Consider the following 15,920-nt stretch of genomic DNA (forward strand, 5'->3'; position numbering starts at 1 on the left):
GTCCCTGCTGTGTGGGGCGCTACGGCGTGGGGCTGCCGCCGTTGACGTTCAACGTTTCCCCCAGCACGAAACTGGATTCAGGGGAGGCCAGGAAAACGTAGGCCGGTGCGAGTTCGGCGGGCTGGCCGGCGCGGCCGAGGGGCGTGGACTGGCCGAACTCCGGCAGTTCCTCCTTGGGCTGGCCGCTGCTGACCTGCAGCGGCGTCCAGATGGGCCCGGGCGCCACCGCGTTCACGCGGATGCCCTTGGGCGCGAGCTGCTGCGCCAGGCCCTTGGTGAAGTTGTTGATGCTCGCCTTGGTGGTGGCGTAGTCCAGCAGCGTGGGGGACGGGTTGTACGCCTGGATGGACGTGGTGTTGATGATGGTGGACCCGGCCGGCATGTGCGGAACCGCGGCCTTGGTCACCCGGAACATCGCATAGACGTTGGTCTTCTGGGTGTGGTCGAACTGTTCGTCCGTGATCTGGGCGATGTCCTCCTGCGCCACCTGTTTTCCGGCGTTGTTGACCAGGATGTCCACGCCGCCCAGAACGGCCACTGCAGTATCTACCAGCTCCTGGCAGGTGGCGGGGTCCTTCAGGTCACCGGGAACCTTGACGGCCTTCCGTCCTGCGGCTTCGATGATGCCGGCGATGCGGGCCGCGTCCTCTTCCTCCTCGGGCAGGTAGGAAAGGACAACGTCGGCCCCTTCGCGGGCAAAAGCAATGGCCGTGGCCGCGCCGATCCCGGAATCTGCTCCCGTGACGATCGCCTTCCGGCCCTCCAGCCGTCCAGTGCCGCGGTAGGTGTCCTCGCCCAGATCCGCTTTCGGCGCCAGGTCCGCGTCCAGGCCGGGCTCGCGCTGGTGCTGCTCCGGCGGCGAGATCTTTTCGTAGGCGGTGACGGGATTGCGGAAGGTGTACTGGTCAGTCATGGTGGTCCTCCTGGTGCTAAGGCGACACTAAAAGCTAAGTATGCTTACCGTTCAAGCCTAGGCAATGATGCGCGCCGCTGCCAACCCGCTTTCGCCCTCAACTCCGGTCCCGGCGGACTTCCACCAGGCGGACATCCTTGAGGGCGCCGGCGTCCACCACGGCGGTCATGTAGGTGCAGGCGGGCTGGCGGCGCCGGTCGGTAGGGGAGCCCGGGTTGATCAGCCGCAGCCCGCCTTCGGTGGTAGTGTCCCAAGGGATGTGGCTGTGCCCGAAAACCAGTACGTCGGCATCAGGGAACAGCGCACCGCACCGCGCTTCCCGGCCTTTCGCCGGCCCGGTCTCGTGCACCATGGCAAACCGGACGCCGTCCAGCGTGACTGCGGCCGTTTCGGGCAGCCGCGACCGCAGGTCGGGGCCGTCGTTGTTTCCGTAGACCCCCACCAGGGAGCGGCTTCGCTGCTCAAGTTCGTCGAGCAGATCCGCCGTCACCCAGTCGCCGGCGTGGAAGACCACATCGGCGCTTTCGACGGCGGTCCATACCTGCGCAGGGAGCGCGCGGGCACGCTTGGGCACATGGGTGTCGGCGAGCAGGAGGAGGTTCAGGGGCATACCGAAATCCTGCCACGTCCACTTTGCGCCGGCCCTTTCCGCTCCCCGTCCGGAGTCGTAATCTGGGGCTGGAGGTGATTGCCATGGAGGCAACCCAGGGCGACCGGATCATTGTGCACGGCAGGACGGTAGGGTCCACGGACCGGCACGGAGTGATTCTCGAGGTCCGCGGCCAAGGCGGAACGCCGCCCTACCTGGTCCGTTTTGATGACGGACACGAAACCATCATGTATCCCGGCGGTGATTTCGCCGTCGAGCGCGGCAACGGGCACTAGTACCGGCAGGGTGGGTGCGCCCGTCCCCGGGCACCTGTCAGACTGGACCGATGGATCATTCTTTGGCGTCCGCCGCGTCCTCCACCCCGCCTGTCCGTACCGGTCCCCGTGATCCCGGTGATGCCTGGGTCGAGGGTAGCCGCGGCCGCTTCTGGGGCAGGTATGGTGCCGCCGGCGTCCTCGCCTACGATCCTGCCAAGGGTGTGCTCCTGCAGCATCGGGCCGTCTGGAGCCATAACGGCGGAACGTGGGGCCTTCCGGGAGGAGCGCTGCACGAGGGCGAGGACGCCGTGGCGGGAGCGTTGCGCGAAGCCTGGGAGGAGGCCGCCGTGCCCGCCGGGAACGTCGAGGTGCTTTTCACCTCCGTGCTGGAGCTGGACTACTGGTCCTACACCACCGTGGTGGTGCAGGTGAGGGAACCGTTCGATCCCGTCATCAGCGACCCCGAAAGCATTGAGTTGTTGTGGATACCGTTGGCTGAGGTGGACAGCAAGGAACTGCACCCCGGTTTTGCCGCTGCCTGGCCGGACCTGCGGGAACGGATTGACGCCCCGGCATAGGATTCCTCCCTGCCGTATCCCGCTCCAGTCCTGCTCAGCAGACGTGCCTGCTTAATAATCCCTGCCGTATTCCGCGTGGACCAGGATGGGCAGGTGGTCTGAGTTTCCGCGGGGCAGCGTCTCCACGCTCTCGATGTCCAGACCCAGCGACGTGGCGAAGTCGAAGTGGCCCTTGAAGACCTTGTAGCGGGTGTAGGTCCGCCGGTTGCTGAGCGAGAGCGCGTAGCCAGAGTTCTTCATATGGACGTGGAGGTTCTTGGTGAAGAACGGGTAGTTGAAGTCGCCCACCATCAGTGTCATGAGTCCCTGGCCCATGCTGAGCAGTTCGGCGTGGGCGGCGTGGATCTGCTTGCGCCGCAGGGAGTTCGAGGCCGTGAGGGGCGCTGCGTGGAAGGAGCCGATCACGAGTTCATGCTGGGTCTCGTTGTCCACCACCCTGGTTCCGATGAGCCGCTCGTGGGCCGGGGCCAGGACCCTGTCGTGAACCGACTTCTTCAGGGCGAAGGACTGGGTGTCCAGCGCCGTGAAGCGGCTGGTGCGGTAGTAGATGGCCAGCCCGAGCCGGTTTCCCTTGGTGGCGTCAGCGAGGTGCAGCGGGCCCAGGGTCTCGGGGAGGTCGCTGGCGTCCACCTCCTGGAGGCAGAGTGCATCGATGTCATGGTTCCGTGCCAGGGCGAGGAGTTCGCCGCTTGCTTTGTGCTTGCGGAGGTTGTAGCTGATAACGCGCATGGAACACCTCTTCCGAGGGTTGCTGACAGGACCGATCAAGAGTCTAGTCCGCAGACCGCCGTCAGGGTCCAACATTTCACCGAGTCCTCCAACAACCTATGCCGGTTGCCTGCCGCCGCAACGATAGAGTTAGTCCGAATTCACTGAAATCTCCGGGAAGGCCACCGTTGACCACCGATCTGCCTGAACTGGCCGAGGGAAACTACTACTACCAGTCACTGGGCGGGGGACGCTTCCGCTCCACGATCCACGCGCAGGGTGCCTGGAATGTCCACGAGCAGCATATGGCCCCCGCATCAGGCCTCATGGCGGATTCCCTGGAGCGGCACCAGCCGCGGGAGGGGTTGCGGATGGCGCGGCTCAGCTACGAAATCCTGGGGCTGATTCCCGGTGGCGGGTTCCATATCGAGACCACCACGCTCCGCCCGGGAAAAACCATCGAACTGCTGCAGGCCGAATTGATTGCAGGCGGCCGCACCGCCATTCGGGCCACCGCCTGGCGGATGGTCACCAGCGATACCTCAGCCGTGGCGGCCGTGGAGGACACCACCATTCCCGGCCCGGAGGAATGCAAGCCCTATGATGGCGCATCAGTGTGGCCCGGCGGCTACATCCGCTCCCTTGAAATGCGCGTGGCGGAAGGCCACCGGCCGGGGGCCGGCAAGGTGTGGCTGCGCACGGACCATCCCCTGACGGACAAGGCAGACAGCGGCGACCTCGCCCGCCTGATGGGACTGGTGGACACCGCCAACGGGATTGCCGCAAGGGTGCCGCCGGGCAAGGACAGCTACGCCTTCCCCAACGTTGACCTCCAGATCCACATGTACCGGCGCCCCGAAGGGGAGTGGCTGGGCCTGGACAACGCCGTCTCCTTTGGCCGGGACGGGATTGGCCTCACCTCAACAGTTCTGCACGATCTGCAGGGCCCTTTCGGGCGCGCGGAGCAGATTTTGACCCTCCGCAAAAGCTGACCCCGCCAGCGCGCCCGGATGTATCGTTAAGTGTCGTTGTATATCGTTGGCGATTTACAGAGGAGACCCAGTGCGCGATTCGTACCCGGCAGGCGGCTTCGGCGGACACAGTATCGACGGCCTCTGGCAGGCTGTTGAGGAGTTTCGTTCGCGGTTCGAAAGGCGTGGTGGAACCCGCGCCGGCAAGGGCGAGGTGCGGGCAGCCGTGCTTGCCCTGCTCGCGGAGCGCCCCATGCATGGCTACCAGATCATCCGTGAGATCGAGGAGCGCAGCGGCGGCAGCTGGAAACCAAGCGCCGGCTCTGTCTACCCCACCCTTCAACTGTTGGCCGACGAAGGTGTCATCAGCGTCGAGGAATCCAACGGCCGCAAAATCTATTCTTTGACCGAAGCCGGCCGTGAGGAGGCCGCAGGCGTCCATGAGTCAGCGCCGTGGGGCGCCGCAGGACCGGCGGCCGGGTTTGGTTCCCTGCCCAAGGCTGGAATTGAACTGGCGCAGGCCGCGGCGCAGGTTGGCCGCACGGGCACGCCTGACCAGGTGCAGCAGGCCGTGGCCGTGCTAGAAGAGGCCCGCCGCCGGATGTATTCCATCCTCGCCCAGGGCTGACCCGGGTGGCTTCGGTCCGCCGCAACCGTGCAGATCCGGTGGACGATCCTGGCGCCGGAAATATCCGCGCCCGGTACCGCCGCATACTCCGCTTCGCGGCCTGGAACCTGGCAGTGACCTGGTGGTTTGAGCTGCTGCTCCCGCGGATCGGGCTTGGGCTGGTGGCCGAGCGGACGCGGCCGGCCAGGATGCAGCGCTTCGCGCGGCGCTTCCACGTGCTCGCGGTGGACCTCGGGGGCCTGATGATCAAGGTGGGCCAGTTCCTCTCGTCCAGGCTTGACGTGCTTCCCCCGGAAATCACCACCGAACTCGCGGGACTGCAGGACGAGGTGCCGCCGGTCCCGTTTCCAGCCATCCGGGCCCTGGCCGAGAAGGAACTGGGAGTCCCGCTCGAGCGGGCCTTCGCCTGGGTTGAGGAGACCACCATCGCCGCTGCCTCGCTGGGGCAGGCACACCGTGCACGGCTTCTTCCTGCTGATGCTGCCGAGACGGGCCTCAAGGATGTCGTGATCAAAGTGCAGCGCCCGGGCATCGACGCAATTGTCGACGTCGACCTGGCAGCACTGCGGAAGGTGGGCGGATGGCTGAGCCGCTTCCGCGTGGTGTCCAGCCGCGCCGACGTCCCGGCCCTGGTAATGGAATTCGCCCAGACCAGCTTCGAGGAAATCGACTACCTCCATGAAGCCGCCAACTCCGAGCGTTTCGGGGTGGACTTCGCTGACGATGACAGGGTGGCGGTGCCCCGGGTCGCCTGGGAGCGGTGCACCCGCCGCGTGCTGACGCTCGAGGACGTCACGGCCATCAAGATTACGGATGTCGCGGCGCTCAAGGCGGCAGGCATCGATCCCGTCCAGGTGGCGCCGGTGTTCGCGTCCGTGATGTTCGACCAGCTGTTCACCAACGGGTTTTTCCATGCGGACCCGCACCCGGGCAATATTTTCGTCACCCCGGCTCCTGCCGGCGCCGGCGGCCTCCCGTGGAAACTGACCTTTATCGACTTCGGCATGATGGGTGAGGTTCCGGCCTCGACCCGCAGCGGCCTGCGCAAGCTTTTGATCGCCGCCGCCTCGCGCGACGGCAAGGGGCTGGTCGCAGCCATCGGCGATGTAGGCGTCCTGATGCCGTCAGCTGACGTGGCGGGGCTGGAACGCGCCATGACGCAGCTCTTTGGCCGCTTCGGCGGAATGGGATTCGCCGAGTTGCGCGAGGTGGATCCGCGGGAGTTCCGTGACTTCGCAGTGGAATTCGGCGACGTGGTCCGCTCCCTGCCGTTCCAGCTGCCGGAGAACTTCCTGCTCATCATCCGTGCGATGTCGCTGACGTCCGGAGTGTGCAGTTCCCTGGATCCCCGGTTCAACCTGTGGGACTCGGTGGAGCCCTACGCCGCGCAGTTGCTCCGGGACGAGCGAGGCAACCTCCTGCAGGACGCTGCCCAGCAGGCGCTTGAGGCCGCAGGACTCGCGCTCCGCCTGCCCGGGCGGCTCGACGCACTCATCGCCAGGATCGAGGAAGGCAACCTTACCGCTGCCAACCCCCGCCTGGAGCGGCGGGCGGCCCGGCTGGACCGGACGGTGCGGCGCGCGGCGTCGGCCCTGGTATTCGGCGCCGTGTTGATTGCAGGGGCTGTGGTGCGTGCGGACGATCCCGCCCTCGGCAGCGCGCTTATGCTTGCGTCCGCCCTCCCGCTGCTGCACGGCATGTGGGTGGGGCGGCGCGGCCGGAATCCGAGGCTGTGAGCCGGCTGCCGCCGTCGAACGCCGGACGAAGGGCAACAAACACAATCCCGGCGATGTCAATGGCGTAGAAGGCCACGGCGTAACCTAGGTTTGGCCTGTCTGCCCGCACGTCGCGCGAAGCACTGCGACCGCGGCAGCACAACAAGGAATTGCACGATGACCACAGGGGAGCTTAGCAACATGCACCATGCCGATCCGGGGACCCGCACACTGACAGTGGTGCGCCAGGAGGTTTCGCTGGGCGCCGGACGGGACCTGGAATTTGGCCTGGAGCTCCTGGGCAGGGCGAGGACCGGGGACATCGGCCCCACGCTGCGGCTGTACCGGCCGGCCCCCACGGTGGCATTCGGCCAGCGGGACACCCGGTTGCCCGGTTTCGAAGCAGCGGAGCAGGCCTGCCGCGACAACGGTTTTGAGCCGCTGGTCCGCCGCGCCGGGGGCCGGGCGGCGGCCTACCACGAAGGGACGCTGGTGGTGGACCACATCGAACCGGACGCGGATGCCATCGCCGGATCAAAAAGCCGGTTCGGGTACTTCGGTGAGCTGTTTGCGGATGCCCTGCGCAGCCTTGGGGTGCACGCAGCGGTAGGTGAGATTCCCGGCGAGTACTGCCCCGGGGAATTCAGTGTGCACGGCAGCGGCCCCGGTAATCCCGGCCAGGTGAAGCTGGTGGGTACCGCCCAGCGCGTGGTGGCCGGCGGCTGGCTGTTCAGCTCCGTCATCGTGGTGGAAAACTCCGCGCCCATCCGCAAGGTCCTGACCGATACCTATGCTGCCCTGGGGCTGGACTGGGATCCTGCCACGGCCGGGGCAGTGGACGATCTTGTTCCCGGCGTGGACGTCGCAGCGGTGGAGGCGGCGCTGCTGGCAATCTATGCCGGACACACCGCCCTCGAGATGGCACCCTTCAGCGGCCTGGGGGCATAGGACTGCAACAAAAACGGGACCAACAATGGCGTTGGTCCCGTTTCGCCTGTCCGGGGTGCCTGTGGGCTGCCCCGGTGCTGTGGCCTCCTGGCGCTTAGGCTGCGAGTCGGGTCTTGACCTCAGCAGCGGACGGGTTGGTGGCCGCGGTGCCGTCCGGGAAGAGGACGGTGGGCACTGTGCGGTTGCCGCCGTTAAGCTGCTCCACGAGCTCAGCGGTACCTTCCACTTCCTCGATGTTGATCTCGTTATAGCCGATGCCCTGCGCGTCCAGCTGCTTCTTCAGCCGGTTGCAGTAGCCGCACCACGTGGTGGAGAACATGGTGATGGTGCCGGATTCGGGAGTGAAGTCCATAAGTGTCTCCTATGTGTCGATCAGAGGTTCCTTACCTTCAACGGTAGCGTGCAGGCCCATATTCCCCGGTTCCCGGCGCTTCACATGACAGGTCATCAGGCCGGTGGCATGCTGGAGCCATGTGTGGACGTTATGTGATGGCACGTGCTGTAGGGGACCTGCTGGCTGAGTTCGACGCCGAACTTGAGGAGGAAGTGCACCTTCCGCCGTCCTGGAATGTGGCGCCCACCGATGCCGTGCCCATCGTCCTGGAGCGGCTGGTTGACGAGGGGCCTGCGCCGAAGCAGGTGCGCCAGCTCCACGTGGCGCGGTGGGGGCTTGTTCCGTCCTGGGCGAAGGACCCCGGCATCGGTTCCCGGATGATCAATGCCCGGAGCGAATCCGTGCTGGAGAAACCGGCCTTCCGAAAAGCCGTCCGGTCACGCCGGTGCGCTGTCCCCGCGGACGGCTACTACGAATGGAAGCAGGGACCCGGGAAGTCGAAGCAGCCCTACTACGTGCATCCGGGAGAGGGCCGCGGCCTGGTTTTCGCCGGGCTGTACGAGTGGTGGAAGGATCCGGCGTGGCCGGCGGGGGAGCCGGGCGGCTGGGTGTTATCCACGTCCATCCTCACCACTGACACGCCGCCGCCCGGAAGCGAAGAGACGGTGTTCGGCAAGCTGACGGCACTGCACGACCGGGTTCCGCTGCCGATGGACAAATCCACCATGGAAGCGTGGCTGGACCCGCAGGCGGACGATGCAGCCGGGCTGGTGGACCTGGTCCGGTCCGGGGTCAAGGATGTGGCGTCGGATTGGCACGTTGACTCAGTAGGCAAGGACGTGGGGAATGTGCGCAACAACGGGCCGGAGCTGATCCGCCCGGTGGAAGCACTCTTCTAGCAGCCCCACCCGCGGGGGACGGGAGTTAAACGGTGACCGTACCGTCGTCGTCCACTGTCCAAGTGGGGTTGTACGCCACTTCCCAGCGGAAGCCGTCAGGGTCTGCGAAGTAGCCGGTGTACCCGCCCCAAGGCTGGGTAATCGGCTCGGCAATGATTTCGGCGCCCGCCGCCGCGGCTTCTGCCATGACCCGGTCCACGTCCTCAGTGCCGGGAAGGTTGTGGCTCAGTGTGATGCGGGGGACGGGACCGGGGGCACTGACGCCGGCATCGGCCTGCATCTGGCGGACGTCCCAGAGCGACAGCATCAGGCCGCGGTTCACCTGGATGAACACCACTTCCCCCGGAACCTCACGGTGGACCGGCCAGCCCAGGCCGTCAACATAGAACGCGCGGGACGCCGGAACGCTGCGGACCCCCAGGGAAATGAAGTCGACTCTTGGCTGCATGGTTCGATACTGTCAGAGGATGGCGACAATTCAAGGGAACGATAGAGACGCTTTGGCCGACAAGGAACAGCTCGCTGCCGTCCGGATTGCCGTGGACGAAGTGGATGAGCAGATTGTCACCCTGATCGCCCGCCGCGAGCGCCTGATCCGGATCGCCGGAACGCTCAAGGGCGATGACGCAGAGGTGCGCGCTCCGGGGCGGGTGGAACGGATCATTGAACACGTCCGGTCCGCAGCCGAGAAGAAGGACATCGACCCGGACATCGTCGAGTCCACCTACCGGGCCATGATCTCCGGTTTCATCGAACTCGAACTCCGGGTCCACAAAGAAAACAGCTGAGCCGCCCGGCCCAGCTGTTACAGGTTCTCCTCCACGGGAACACCTGACTGGAATTCCCGGCCGTCAGCCTCACTGAAGCCGGTCATCACGTGCCCCTCGCCGAGGCCATTGATCGCTGCCATGGGGAAGTGGCCGGTGATGGTGCTGCCCGAGTGGCTGACGCCTGAGAGATCGTAGTTTTCCTCGCAACTCTGATCATGGTTGAACGAGAAAAAGGAAATTGGTTTCCCGTTCATGAACTCGATGCCCAGGCGCCGCTGGGACGAGTAGTCCGGACTGGCAGCCACAAGCCCCACCACGTAGGCACCGGAACCGGGGATGCTGCCGTCCAGATCGAATGTTGCCACAAGGGTGGAGTCCTGGGCCTTGATGCTGACCTGCTTGAGGAGTGCGTCATGGGTGCTCATGGCACAATCCTGCTCCCTGCCGTTCGGTCCGTCCACCCCTGAAGGCTGACGGAAATGGAAGCCGAAGACGCATCCGGGGCATTCCCCTTCCCCCTGGACCTGCGCCCCGTCCTTTGTCTATGCGGGGGCTTCAGGGAGGCGTAGACTGGTTCTGTTCGAATATATATTCGAAGGGTTTCTGTTCTAACTTTTGCATCCGGGAGGCGCCATGGGCTTGTTCAGCGAATCCGTGGACGTCTCCTGCACCCCTGAGGGCCATCCGGTTGCTGTTGTCTGGGCCGGACGGTCCTATTCGGTCTGTGCCGAGCCTGTGCGCTGGTACGAGCGCAGGCAATGGTGGGCAGAAGAAACCCGTGCACCGCTGGGCAGCGGCCCCGGCCTGGTGGACCACGAAATCTGGCGGGTTCAGGTGCTGCCTTCAGCTCCAGGCTCCGGCTTGGCTGAACAGGGAGAGCCGCTCACCCTTGACCTGACCCGCCATATCCGCAGCGGCCGCTGGCGCATCCTGCGGATCCATGACGCACTCCGACCCAGAACAGCATGAGCTTCACGCACCTTCACGTCTCCACCGCATTCAGCGCCCATTATGGAGTGTCCTGGCCAGAGGAACTGGCGCAAGTGGCTGCCGCTGACGGTGCCCCCGCGCTCGCCTGCACTGACCGGGACGGCCTGTACGGGACCATCAAGCACCTCAAGGCGTGTATGGCCGCCGGCATTGACCCCATCGTGGGGGTGGACCTTGCGGTCTATGACGACGACGGCGATCACCGCACGCAGCTGGCAGGCCGTGTGGTGGTGCTCGCCCGCGGCAACAACAACGGTGCCGGCTACCGCGCGCTGTGCAGGCTGGTATCCGACGCCCATGCCCGCACTTCGGGAAAATCCGGGGGAGTTGTACCGGTTGCCGTGACCCGTGCGGAACTTGCCTCCCGCACCCTGGATCCCCAAACCCTTAAACCCGTGCTGATGGTGCTGATAGGCCCGGATTCCGACGTCGGCCGGGCCATGGGCGGGCGGCGTTACCTGCGCCCGCGCACCCTTTTCAAGCAGTGGCTGGACGCCATGCCCGCTGGAACTGTGGTGGCCGAGATCGTGTCCCAGCTCAGCGCCCCGGGATCCCCCCTGAGCACGGCACACGCCGTCCGGATGCTCAAACTCGCCGAAGAACACAGCATCCCGGCAATCCTCACCAATGCGGTCCGGTATTGCGCGGAGGACGGAGCGGCAACCGCAGACGTCCTGGATTCAGCCCGGACCCTGAAATCCCTTCCGGAACTGGCCCAGGAACCACTGCTGCAACCCAACGGCCAGGCCTGGCTGAAATCCGCGCGGCAAATGCTTCAGCTGGGGAAGGAAATCATCTCCGCTGCAGGCTACGGGGCAGAAGACCTCAACAGGCTCATGGCACAGACAGAGGCGCTCGCCGATGTGTGCAGGATCGATCCCGTCACCGACATGGGATGGAAGCAGCCTGTAGTGCCGGAAGCGGCGGTCATCGGGATCAGCCAGGATCCGCATGTGGAACTGGTGCAGCGCTGCCAGGCCGGGATCGGCAGAAGGTTCCCCGGAATTGCCGGCCCCAGCGAAAAGGAAATGCTCCAACGTCTTGAGCATGAGCTGGGCATCATCCAGAACCTGGGGTTCTCCTCCTACTTCCTCACCGTGGCGGAGGTTTCGAGGATGATCCAGGACATGGGGGTGCGGGCAGCCGCCAGGGGCTCCGGAGCCTCCAGCCTGGTCAACTACCTCATAGACGTCAGCCAGGTAAACCCGCTGCAGCACGATCTCATCTTCGAACGGTTCCTCTCCCAGGACCGGGCCACCTTGCCGGATATTGATATCGACGTCGAGAGCGCCGAACGGCATAACGTGTACCACCGGATTTTCGAGCGCTTTGGCAAAGAACGCGTCACGCTGATGAGCATGCAGAACGGCTACCGGGCACGAGGTGCCGTCCGGGACGCGGGCCTTGCCCTGGGGATGGATGAGGGGGACGTGGGGGACATCGCCAAGCAATTGTGGCGGTTCTCCGCTTCGAAGTTCCGTGAGGCGCTGCAGGAGAAGCCCGAGTTGAGGGAATTTGCCGGCCGGGTGGAACAGCGCGATTCCCATGGCAACCAGCAGCTTGACCTGCTGGTGGACCTGACCGAACGCCTGGACCGGTTGCCCCGGCACATCTCCATGCATCCGTGCGGGGTGATCCTGGGGGATGCCACCCTGCTGGACCGCACCCCTGTCCAGCCCAGCGGGCTTGGACTGCCCATGAGCCAGTTCGACAAGCACGACATGGACCCCATGGGCATGCTCAAGCTCGACGTCCTGGGGGTCAGGATGCAAAGCGCCATGGCCTTTGCCGTTCGGGAAATCATCCGCATCCATCCCTCCAAAAAGGAAGTGGTGGCTGCCGGCGGCCATCCCACCGGAACGGACGGGGCCGGGCCTGATTTCATTGCAGAGAACGGGCACATCGACCTGAACGCCATCCCCTTGGATGATGAGCCAACCTTTGAACTCATCCGAAGCACCCACACCCTGGGCTGCTTCCAGATCGAGTCCCCCGGGCAGCGTGAGCTGATCGGCAAGATGGCGCCACGGGAGTTTAATGACCTCATCATCGATATTTCCCTGTTCCGTCCCGGGCCCATGAAATCGGACATGGTGCGGCCCTTCCTGGAGCACCGGCACGGGTTTGCACCCGAGGTTTATCCGCATCCCCTCCTGAAGCCGGTTCTTCAGGAAACCCACGGCGTGACGGTGTTCCACGAACAAATCCTGCGCACTCTCGATGTCATGACCGGGTGCGGGCTTGCGAAGGCCGATGAATTCCGCCGTGCCCTCAGCAGCGAAGTTGGGGAATTCCGGGTGGAGGAGTACTTCCGGAAGCACGCCAGGGAAAAGAACTTCTCGCCCGACATCGTAGACAAGGTCTGGCAGACCCTGAAGTCCTTTGCCAGCTTCGGTTTCTGCAAAGCCCACGGCGCGGCCTTCGCCGTGCCCACGTACCAGTCAGCCTGGCTGAAGGCGCACCACCCGGAGGCGTTCCTTGCCGGCCTGTGGGAGCACGATCCCGGCATGTACCCCAAGCGGCTTCTCGTGGCGGAGGCAAGAAGGCTCGGCATCCCCATCCTTCCGCTGGACATCAACCGCAGCAAGGGGGAGTACCGGGTGGAGCGCATCCTGCACGGACCTGATGCCGGGAAGCTCGGAATCCGGCTGAGCCTGAACGGGATCTACGGGCTGTCCGGCACCGAACTGAAAAGGATAGTTGCCGGCCAGCCCTACGACTCCCTCGCAGACCTCCGTGCGCGCTCGCGGCTGAGCAAGCCAAGCATCAAACGGCTGGCCCAGCTGGGTGCGTTTGATTCCCTCCACCGGGAGGCAGGCGGAATGGCCAACCGGGCTGACCTGGTCCAGCACCTGCAAAGGCTGCAAAATGCAGGCACCGGGCGGAAGGGCATCGAACTGGTCGAGGGGCAGCTGTCCCTTCCCTTGGGCGATGTGGAGCTGCGGAACGTAAAACCCGGATTGCCCGCACCCACCCTCGTAGAGAATGTCCGGGCAGAACTGGACCTGATGGCCGTTGATGTCAGCAGCCACCTGATGGAAAGCCACCGCCCCACCCTGGAACGGCTGGGCGTCACAACGGCGGACAAGCTCCTTGGCCTGCGCAATGGGACTGAAGTGCTGGTGGCCGGAGTGCGTGTTGCCACCCAGACACCTCCCATGCGGGGCGGCAGGAGGGTGGTTTTCATCAGCATTGACGACGGCACCGGTTGCGTCGATTCGGTCTTCTTCCATGAAGCCCAGGAAAACGCTGGGCTGCTCCTGTTCGGAACAAGGTTGCTGCTTATCCGCGGCACCACCAGGAGGACGGGGCCGAGGGGTATCAGCATCAGTGCAAGCATGGCCTGGGACCTCAGCCGCACGGAGACTTTGCCCTTCCCAACGCAGGCAGACCAGCCTGCCGACGTCCCGCATCCCCTGGACGGGATCAGCAGGACCCTGGCGATTACCGGTTTTAGCGGGTGAGGATGCAGTGTGCCGCTTTGGTCGGCCCTTCGCCGAACCGATAGCATTGACGGTGGCTGGCTGTGGTCCCCGTATGCCACAAGCTATGAAGCCTTAACTTTGAATAGGAGACACCCGTGTCAGATGCCCAGCAGATCACCCTTCTCGTCGATGGCGAAGAGACCAAGGTGACTACCGGGACAACCGGTGCGGAACTCTTCTTTGAGCGCCGTGATGTTGTTGTGGCCCGCGTCAATGGCGAGCTGAAGGACCTGGACCAGGAACTGCCCGAAGGCGCCGAGGTTGAGGGTGTCACCATCGATTCCCCGGACGGGCTTAACGTGCTCCGCCACTCCACCGCCCACGTGATGGCACAGGCAGTCCAGCAGCTGCGCCCAGACGCCAAGCTGGGCATCGGCCCGTACATTACCGACGGCTTCTACTTCGACTTCGACGTCGCTGAGCCCTTCACCCCCGAGGACCTCAAAACCCTCGAGAAGATGATGCTCAAGATCGTCAACCAGAACCAGAAGTTCGTCCGCCGCGTCGTCTCCGAGGAGGAGGCCCGCGAGGCGATGAAGAACGAGCCCTACAAGCTCGAACTCCTGGGCAAGAAAAACGAGGCCGCCGAAGCCGGTGAGGGCGTCAACGTCGAGGTCGGTGCCGGCGACATCACCATCTACGACAACGTTGAGCGCAAGGAAGGCACCACGGTCTGGTGCGACCTCTGCCGCGGCCCGCACCTGCCCAACACCAAGATGATCTCCAACGCCTTCGCCCTCACCCGTTCGTCGTCGGCCTACTGGCTGGGAAACCAGAAGAACCAGCAGCTGCAGCGGATTTACGGCACGGCCTGGCCCACCAAGGACGCCCTCAAGGCGTACCAGGAACGCCTTGCCGAGGCCGAGCGCCGCGACCACCGCAAGCTCGGCTCCGAACTGGACCTGTTCTCCTTCCCCGACGAACTCGGCTCCGGCCTGCCCGTCTTCCACCCCAAGGGCGGCATCATCCGCAAGGAGATGGAGGACTACTCCCGGCAGCGCCACGTCGAGGCCGGCTATGAGTTCGTGTATACCCCGCACATCACCAAGGGCCACCTCTACGAAGTCTCGGGCCACCTTGACTGGTACAAGGAGGGCATGTTCCCGGCAATGCACGTGGACGCCGAGCTCAATGAGGACGGCACCGTGCGCAAGCCCGGCCAGGACTACTACCTGAAGCCGATGAACTGCCCCATGCACAACCTCATCTTCCGGTCCCGCGGGCGCTCCTACCGGGAGCTGCCGCTGCGCCTCTTCGAATTCGGCTCGGTCTACCGCTACGAGAAGTCCGGCGTGGTGCATGGCCTCACCCGTGTGCGCGGCATGACACAGGACGACGCCCACATCTACTGCACCCGCGAACAGATGAAGGACGAACTCACCAAGACCCTGACCTTCGTCCTGGACCTGCTCAAGGACTACGGGCTCAACGACTTTTACCTGGAACTGTCCACCAAGGACCCTGAAAAGTACGTCGGTGAGGACGCCGCCTGGGAGGAAGCCACCAGGACCCTCGCCGAGGTCGCGCAGGAATCCGGACTGGAGCTCGTGCCGGATCCGGGCGGGGCAGCCTTCTACGGCCCCAAGATCTCCGTCCAGGCCAAGGACGCGCTGGGCCGCACCTGGCAGATGTCCACCATCCAGCTGGACTTCAACCTGCCTGAACGCTTCGAGCTGGAATTCCAGGCCGCCGACGGCACCCGCCAGCGTCCCGTGATGATCCACCGTGCGCTTTTCGGTTCAGTGGAGCGGTTCATGGGTGTGCTCACCGAGCACTACGCCGGCGCGTTCCCGGCGTGGCTCGCACCTGTCCAGGTGGTGGGCATTCCGGTGGCGGAGACGTTCAACGAGTACATGTTCGACGTCGTCGACCAGCTGAAGGCCGCGGGTATCCGTGCCGAGGTGGACACCTCCTCGGACCGGTTCCCCAAGAAGATCCGCACCGCCAGCAAGGACAAGATCCCGTTTGTGCTCATCGCCGGCGGTGATGACGCCGAGGCGGGTGCTGTCTCCTTCCGGTTCCGGGATGGCAGCCAGGACAACGGCGTGCCAGTGTCCGAGGCAGTCAAGCGGATCACGGAAGCCGTCCGGAACCGGACGAGCTAGCGGAACGGA

17 protein-coding genes are annotated in these 15,920 nt (G+C 64.9%); 11 read left to right on the plus strand and 6 right to left on the minus strand.

Annotated elements, in window-relative coordinates; translation table 11 throughout:
- Window positions 1–19 precede the first annotated feature (19 nt).
- On the minus strand, window positions 20–913 hold the full coding sequence (locus QRN11_RS05325) for a glucose 1-dehydrogenase (RefSeq protein ID WP_285250175.1): 894 nt from the start codon (window positions 911–913) through the stop codon (window positions 20–22).
- A 97-nt stretch (window positions 914–1,010) separates the two neighbouring features.
- A complete protein-coding gene (locus QRN11_RS05330; RefSeq protein WP_091419796.1) occupies window positions 1,011–1,523 on the minus strand; it encodes a metallophosphoesterase family protein in 513 nt (170 codons plus the stop codon).
- A gap of 83 nt (window positions 1,524–1,606) precedes the next feature.
- Here QRN11_RS05330 and QRN11_RS05335 point away from each other — a divergent pair, with 83 nt between their 5' ends.
- Together QRN11_RS05335 and QRN11_RS05340 are read left to right on the plus strand one after the other, a co-directional pair.
- A complete protein-coding gene (locus QRN11_RS05335) occupies window positions 1,607–1,798 on the plus strand; it encodes a DUF1918 domain-containing protein (protein ID WP_091419798.1) in 192 nt (63 codons plus the stop codon).
- Window positions 1,799–1,848: 50 nt separating this feature from the next.
- Window positions 1,849–2,358 (plus strand): NUDIX domain-containing protein, encoded by a 510-nt coding sequence (locus tag QRN11_RS05340; protein ID WP_285250176.1) that lies wholly within the window; start codon window positions 1,849–1,851, stop codon window positions 2,356–2,358.
- Between the two features lie 51 nt (window positions 2,359–2,409).
- Here the strand turns inward: QRN11_RS05340 and QRN11_RS05345 are convergent, their stop codons facing one another.
- The gene (locus QRN11_RS05345; protein ID WP_142064524.1) at window positions 2,410–3,087 is read right to left on the minus strand and encodes an endonuclease/exonuclease/phosphatase family protein; all 678 of its coding nucleotides are present in this window, start codon (window positions 3,085–3,087) and stop codon (window positions 2,410–2,412) included.
- 167 nt (window positions 3,088–3,254) lie between these two features.
- On the opposite strand from QRN11_RS05345, the gene QRN11_RS05350 reads away from it, so the two are divergent.
- The 4 genes from QRN11_RS05350 (at window position 3,255) to QRN11_RS05365 (ending at window position 7,328) form a co-directional block, all read left to right on the plus strand.
- Window positions 3,255–4,058: a thioesterase family protein gene (locus QRN11_RS05350; RefSeq protein WP_285250177.1), complete on the plus strand. Its 804-nt coding sequence runs from the start codon at window positions 3,255–3,257 to the stop codon at window positions 4,056–4,058.
- A gap of 70 nt (window positions 4,059–4,128) precedes the next feature.
- Window positions 4,129–4,665, plus strand: a complete 537-nt coding sequence (locus tag QRN11_RS05355) for a PadR family transcriptional regulator (RefSeq protein WP_285250178.1) — start codon at window positions 4,129–4,131, stop codon at window positions 4,663–4,665.
- 5 nt (window positions 4,666–4,670) lie between these two features.
- On the plus strand, window positions 4,671–6,401 hold the full coding sequence (locus tag QRN11_RS05360) for an ABC1 kinase family protein (protein WP_285250179.1): 1,731 nt from the start codon (window positions 4,671–4,673) through the stop codon (window positions 6,399–6,401).
- A 180-nt stretch (window positions 6,402–6,581) separates the two neighbouring features.
- Window positions 6,582–7,328 (plus strand): lipoate--protein ligase family protein, encoded by a 747-nt coding sequence (locus QRN11_RS05365; RefSeq protein ID WP_285250278.1) that lies wholly within the window; start codon window positions 6,582–6,584, stop codon window positions 7,326–7,328.
- Between the two features lie 94 nt (window positions 7,329–7,422).
- On the opposite strand, the gene QRN11_RS05370 is transcribed toward QRN11_RS05365, so the two are convergent.
- A complete protein-coding gene (locus QRN11_RS05370; protein WP_050054887.1) occupies window positions 7,423–7,680 on the minus strand; it encodes a mycoredoxin in 258 nt (85 codons plus the stop codon).
- A gap of 119 nt (window positions 7,681–7,799) precedes the next feature.
- On the opposite strand from QRN11_RS05370, the gene QRN11_RS05375 reads away from it, so the two are divergent.
- A complete protein-coding gene (locus tag QRN11_RS05375; RefSeq protein WP_285250180.1) occupies window positions 7,800–8,561 on the plus strand; it encodes an SOS response-associated peptidase in 762 nt (253 codons plus the stop codon).
- Between the two features lie 25 nt (window positions 8,562–8,586).
- Here the strand turns inward: QRN11_RS05375 and QRN11_RS05380 are convergent, their stop codons facing one another.
- Complete coding sequence (locus QRN11_RS05380; protein WP_285250181.1) at window positions 8,587–9,009, minus strand: VOC family protein; 423 nt, start codon at window positions 9,007–9,009, stop codon at window positions 8,587–8,589.
- Window positions 9,010–9,028: 19 nt separating this feature from the next.
- Here QRN11_RS05380 and QRN11_RS05385 point away from each other — a divergent pair, with 19 nt between their 5' ends.
- Window positions 9,029–9,349: a chorismate mutase gene (locus tag QRN11_RS05385; RefSeq protein ID WP_091419810.1), complete on the plus strand. Its 321-nt coding sequence runs from the start codon at window positions 9,029–9,031 to the stop codon at window positions 9,347–9,349.
- A 17-nt stretch (window positions 9,350–9,366) separates the two neighbouring features.
- On the opposite strand, the gene QRN11_RS05390 is transcribed toward QRN11_RS05385, so the two are convergent.
- Window positions 9,367–9,756, minus strand: coding sequence for a hypothetical protein (locus tag QRN11_RS05390; RefSeq protein ID WP_285250182.1), 390 nt, complete (start codon window positions 9,754–9,756; stop codon window positions 9,367–9,369).
- Window positions 9,757–9,964: 208 nt separating this feature from the next.
- Between QRN11_RS05390 and QRN11_RS05395 the strand changes: the two genes are divergently transcribed.
- From QRN11_RS05395 to thrS, 3 genes are all read left to right on the plus strand, one after another.
- Window positions 9,965–10,300, plus strand: a complete 336-nt coding sequence (locus tag QRN11_RS05395) for a DUF6504 family protein (protein WP_285250183.1) — start codon at window positions 9,965–9,967, stop codon at window positions 10,298–10,300.
- Complete coding sequence (locus QRN11_RS05400; RefSeq protein ID WP_285250184.1) at window positions 10,297–13,785, plus strand: DNA polymerase III subunit alpha; 3,489 nt, start codon at window positions 10,297–10,299, stop codon at window positions 13,783–13,785. Before QRN11_RS05395 ends, QRN11_RS05400 begins: the two co-directional genes overlap by 4 nt.
- 116 nt (window positions 13,786–13,901) lie before the next feature.
- Window positions 13,902–15,911, plus strand: coding sequence for a threonine--tRNA ligase (gene thrS, locus QRN11_RS05405; protein ID WP_285250185.1), 2,010 nt, complete (start codon window positions 13,902–13,904; stop codon window positions 15,909–15,911).
- Window positions 15,912–15,920 lie beyond the last annotated feature (9 nt).

It is taken from the genome of Pseudarthrobacter sp. fls2-241-R2A-168, from assembly GCF_030209335.1.
Taxonomy (GTDB): Bacteria; Actinomycetota; Actinomycetes; order Actinomycetales; family Micrococcaceae; genus Arthrobacter.

Bases quoted from the DNA above. Each gene is read 5' to 3' on its own strand.
- QRN11_RS05325 (WP_285250175.1), bottom strand. From the start codon at position 913: ATGACTGACCAGTACACCTTCCGCAATCCCGTCACCGCCTACGAAAAG.
- QRN11_RS05330 (WP_091419796.1), bottom strand. From the start codon at position 1,523: ATGCCCCTGAACCTCCTCCTGCTCGCCGACACCCATGTGCCCAAGCGT.
- QRN11_RS05335 (WP_091419798.1), top strand. From the start codon at position 1,607: ATGGAGGCAACCCAGGGCGACCGGATCATTGTGCACGGCAGGACGGTA.
- QRN11_RS05340 (WP_285250176.1), top strand. From the start codon at position 1,849: ATGGATCATTCTTTGGCGTCCGCCGCGTCCTCCACCCCGCCTGTCCGT.
- QRN11_RS05345 (WP_142064524.1), bottom strand. From the start codon at position 3,087: ATGCGCGTTATCAGCTACAACCTCCGCAAGCACAAAGCAAGCGGCGAA.
- QRN11_RS05365 (WP_285250278.1), top strand. From the start codon at position 6,582: ATGCACCATGCCGATCCGGGGACCCGCACACTGACAGTGGTGCGCCAG.
- QRN11_RS05370 (WP_050054887.1), bottom strand. From the start codon at position 7,680: ATGGACTTCACTCCCGAATCCGGCACCATCACCATGTTCTCCACCACG.
- QRN11_RS05375 (WP_285250180.1), top strand. From the start codon at position 7,800: ATGTGTGGACGTTATGTGATGGCACGTGCTGTAGGGGACCTGCTGGCT.
- QRN11_RS05380 (WP_285250181.1), bottom strand. From the start codon at position 9,009: ATGCAGCCAAGAGTCGACTTCATTTCCCTGGGGGTCCGCAGCGTTCCG.
- QRN11_RS05385 (WP_091419810.1), top strand. From the start codon at position 9,029: ATGGCGACAATTCAAGGGAACGATAGAGACGCTTTGGCCGACAAGGAA.
- QRN11_RS05390 (WP_285250182.1), bottom strand. From the start codon at position 9,756: ATGAGCACCCATGACGCACTCCTCAAGCAGGTCAGCATCAAGGCCCAG.
- QRN11_RS05395 (WP_285250183.1), top strand. From the start codon at position 9,965: ATGGGCTTGTTCAGCGAATCCGTGGACGTCTCCTGCACCCCTGAGGGC.
- QRN11_RS05400 (WP_285250184.1), top strand. From the start codon at position 10,297: ATGAGCTTCACGCACCTTCACGTCTCCACCGCATTCAGCGCCCATTAT.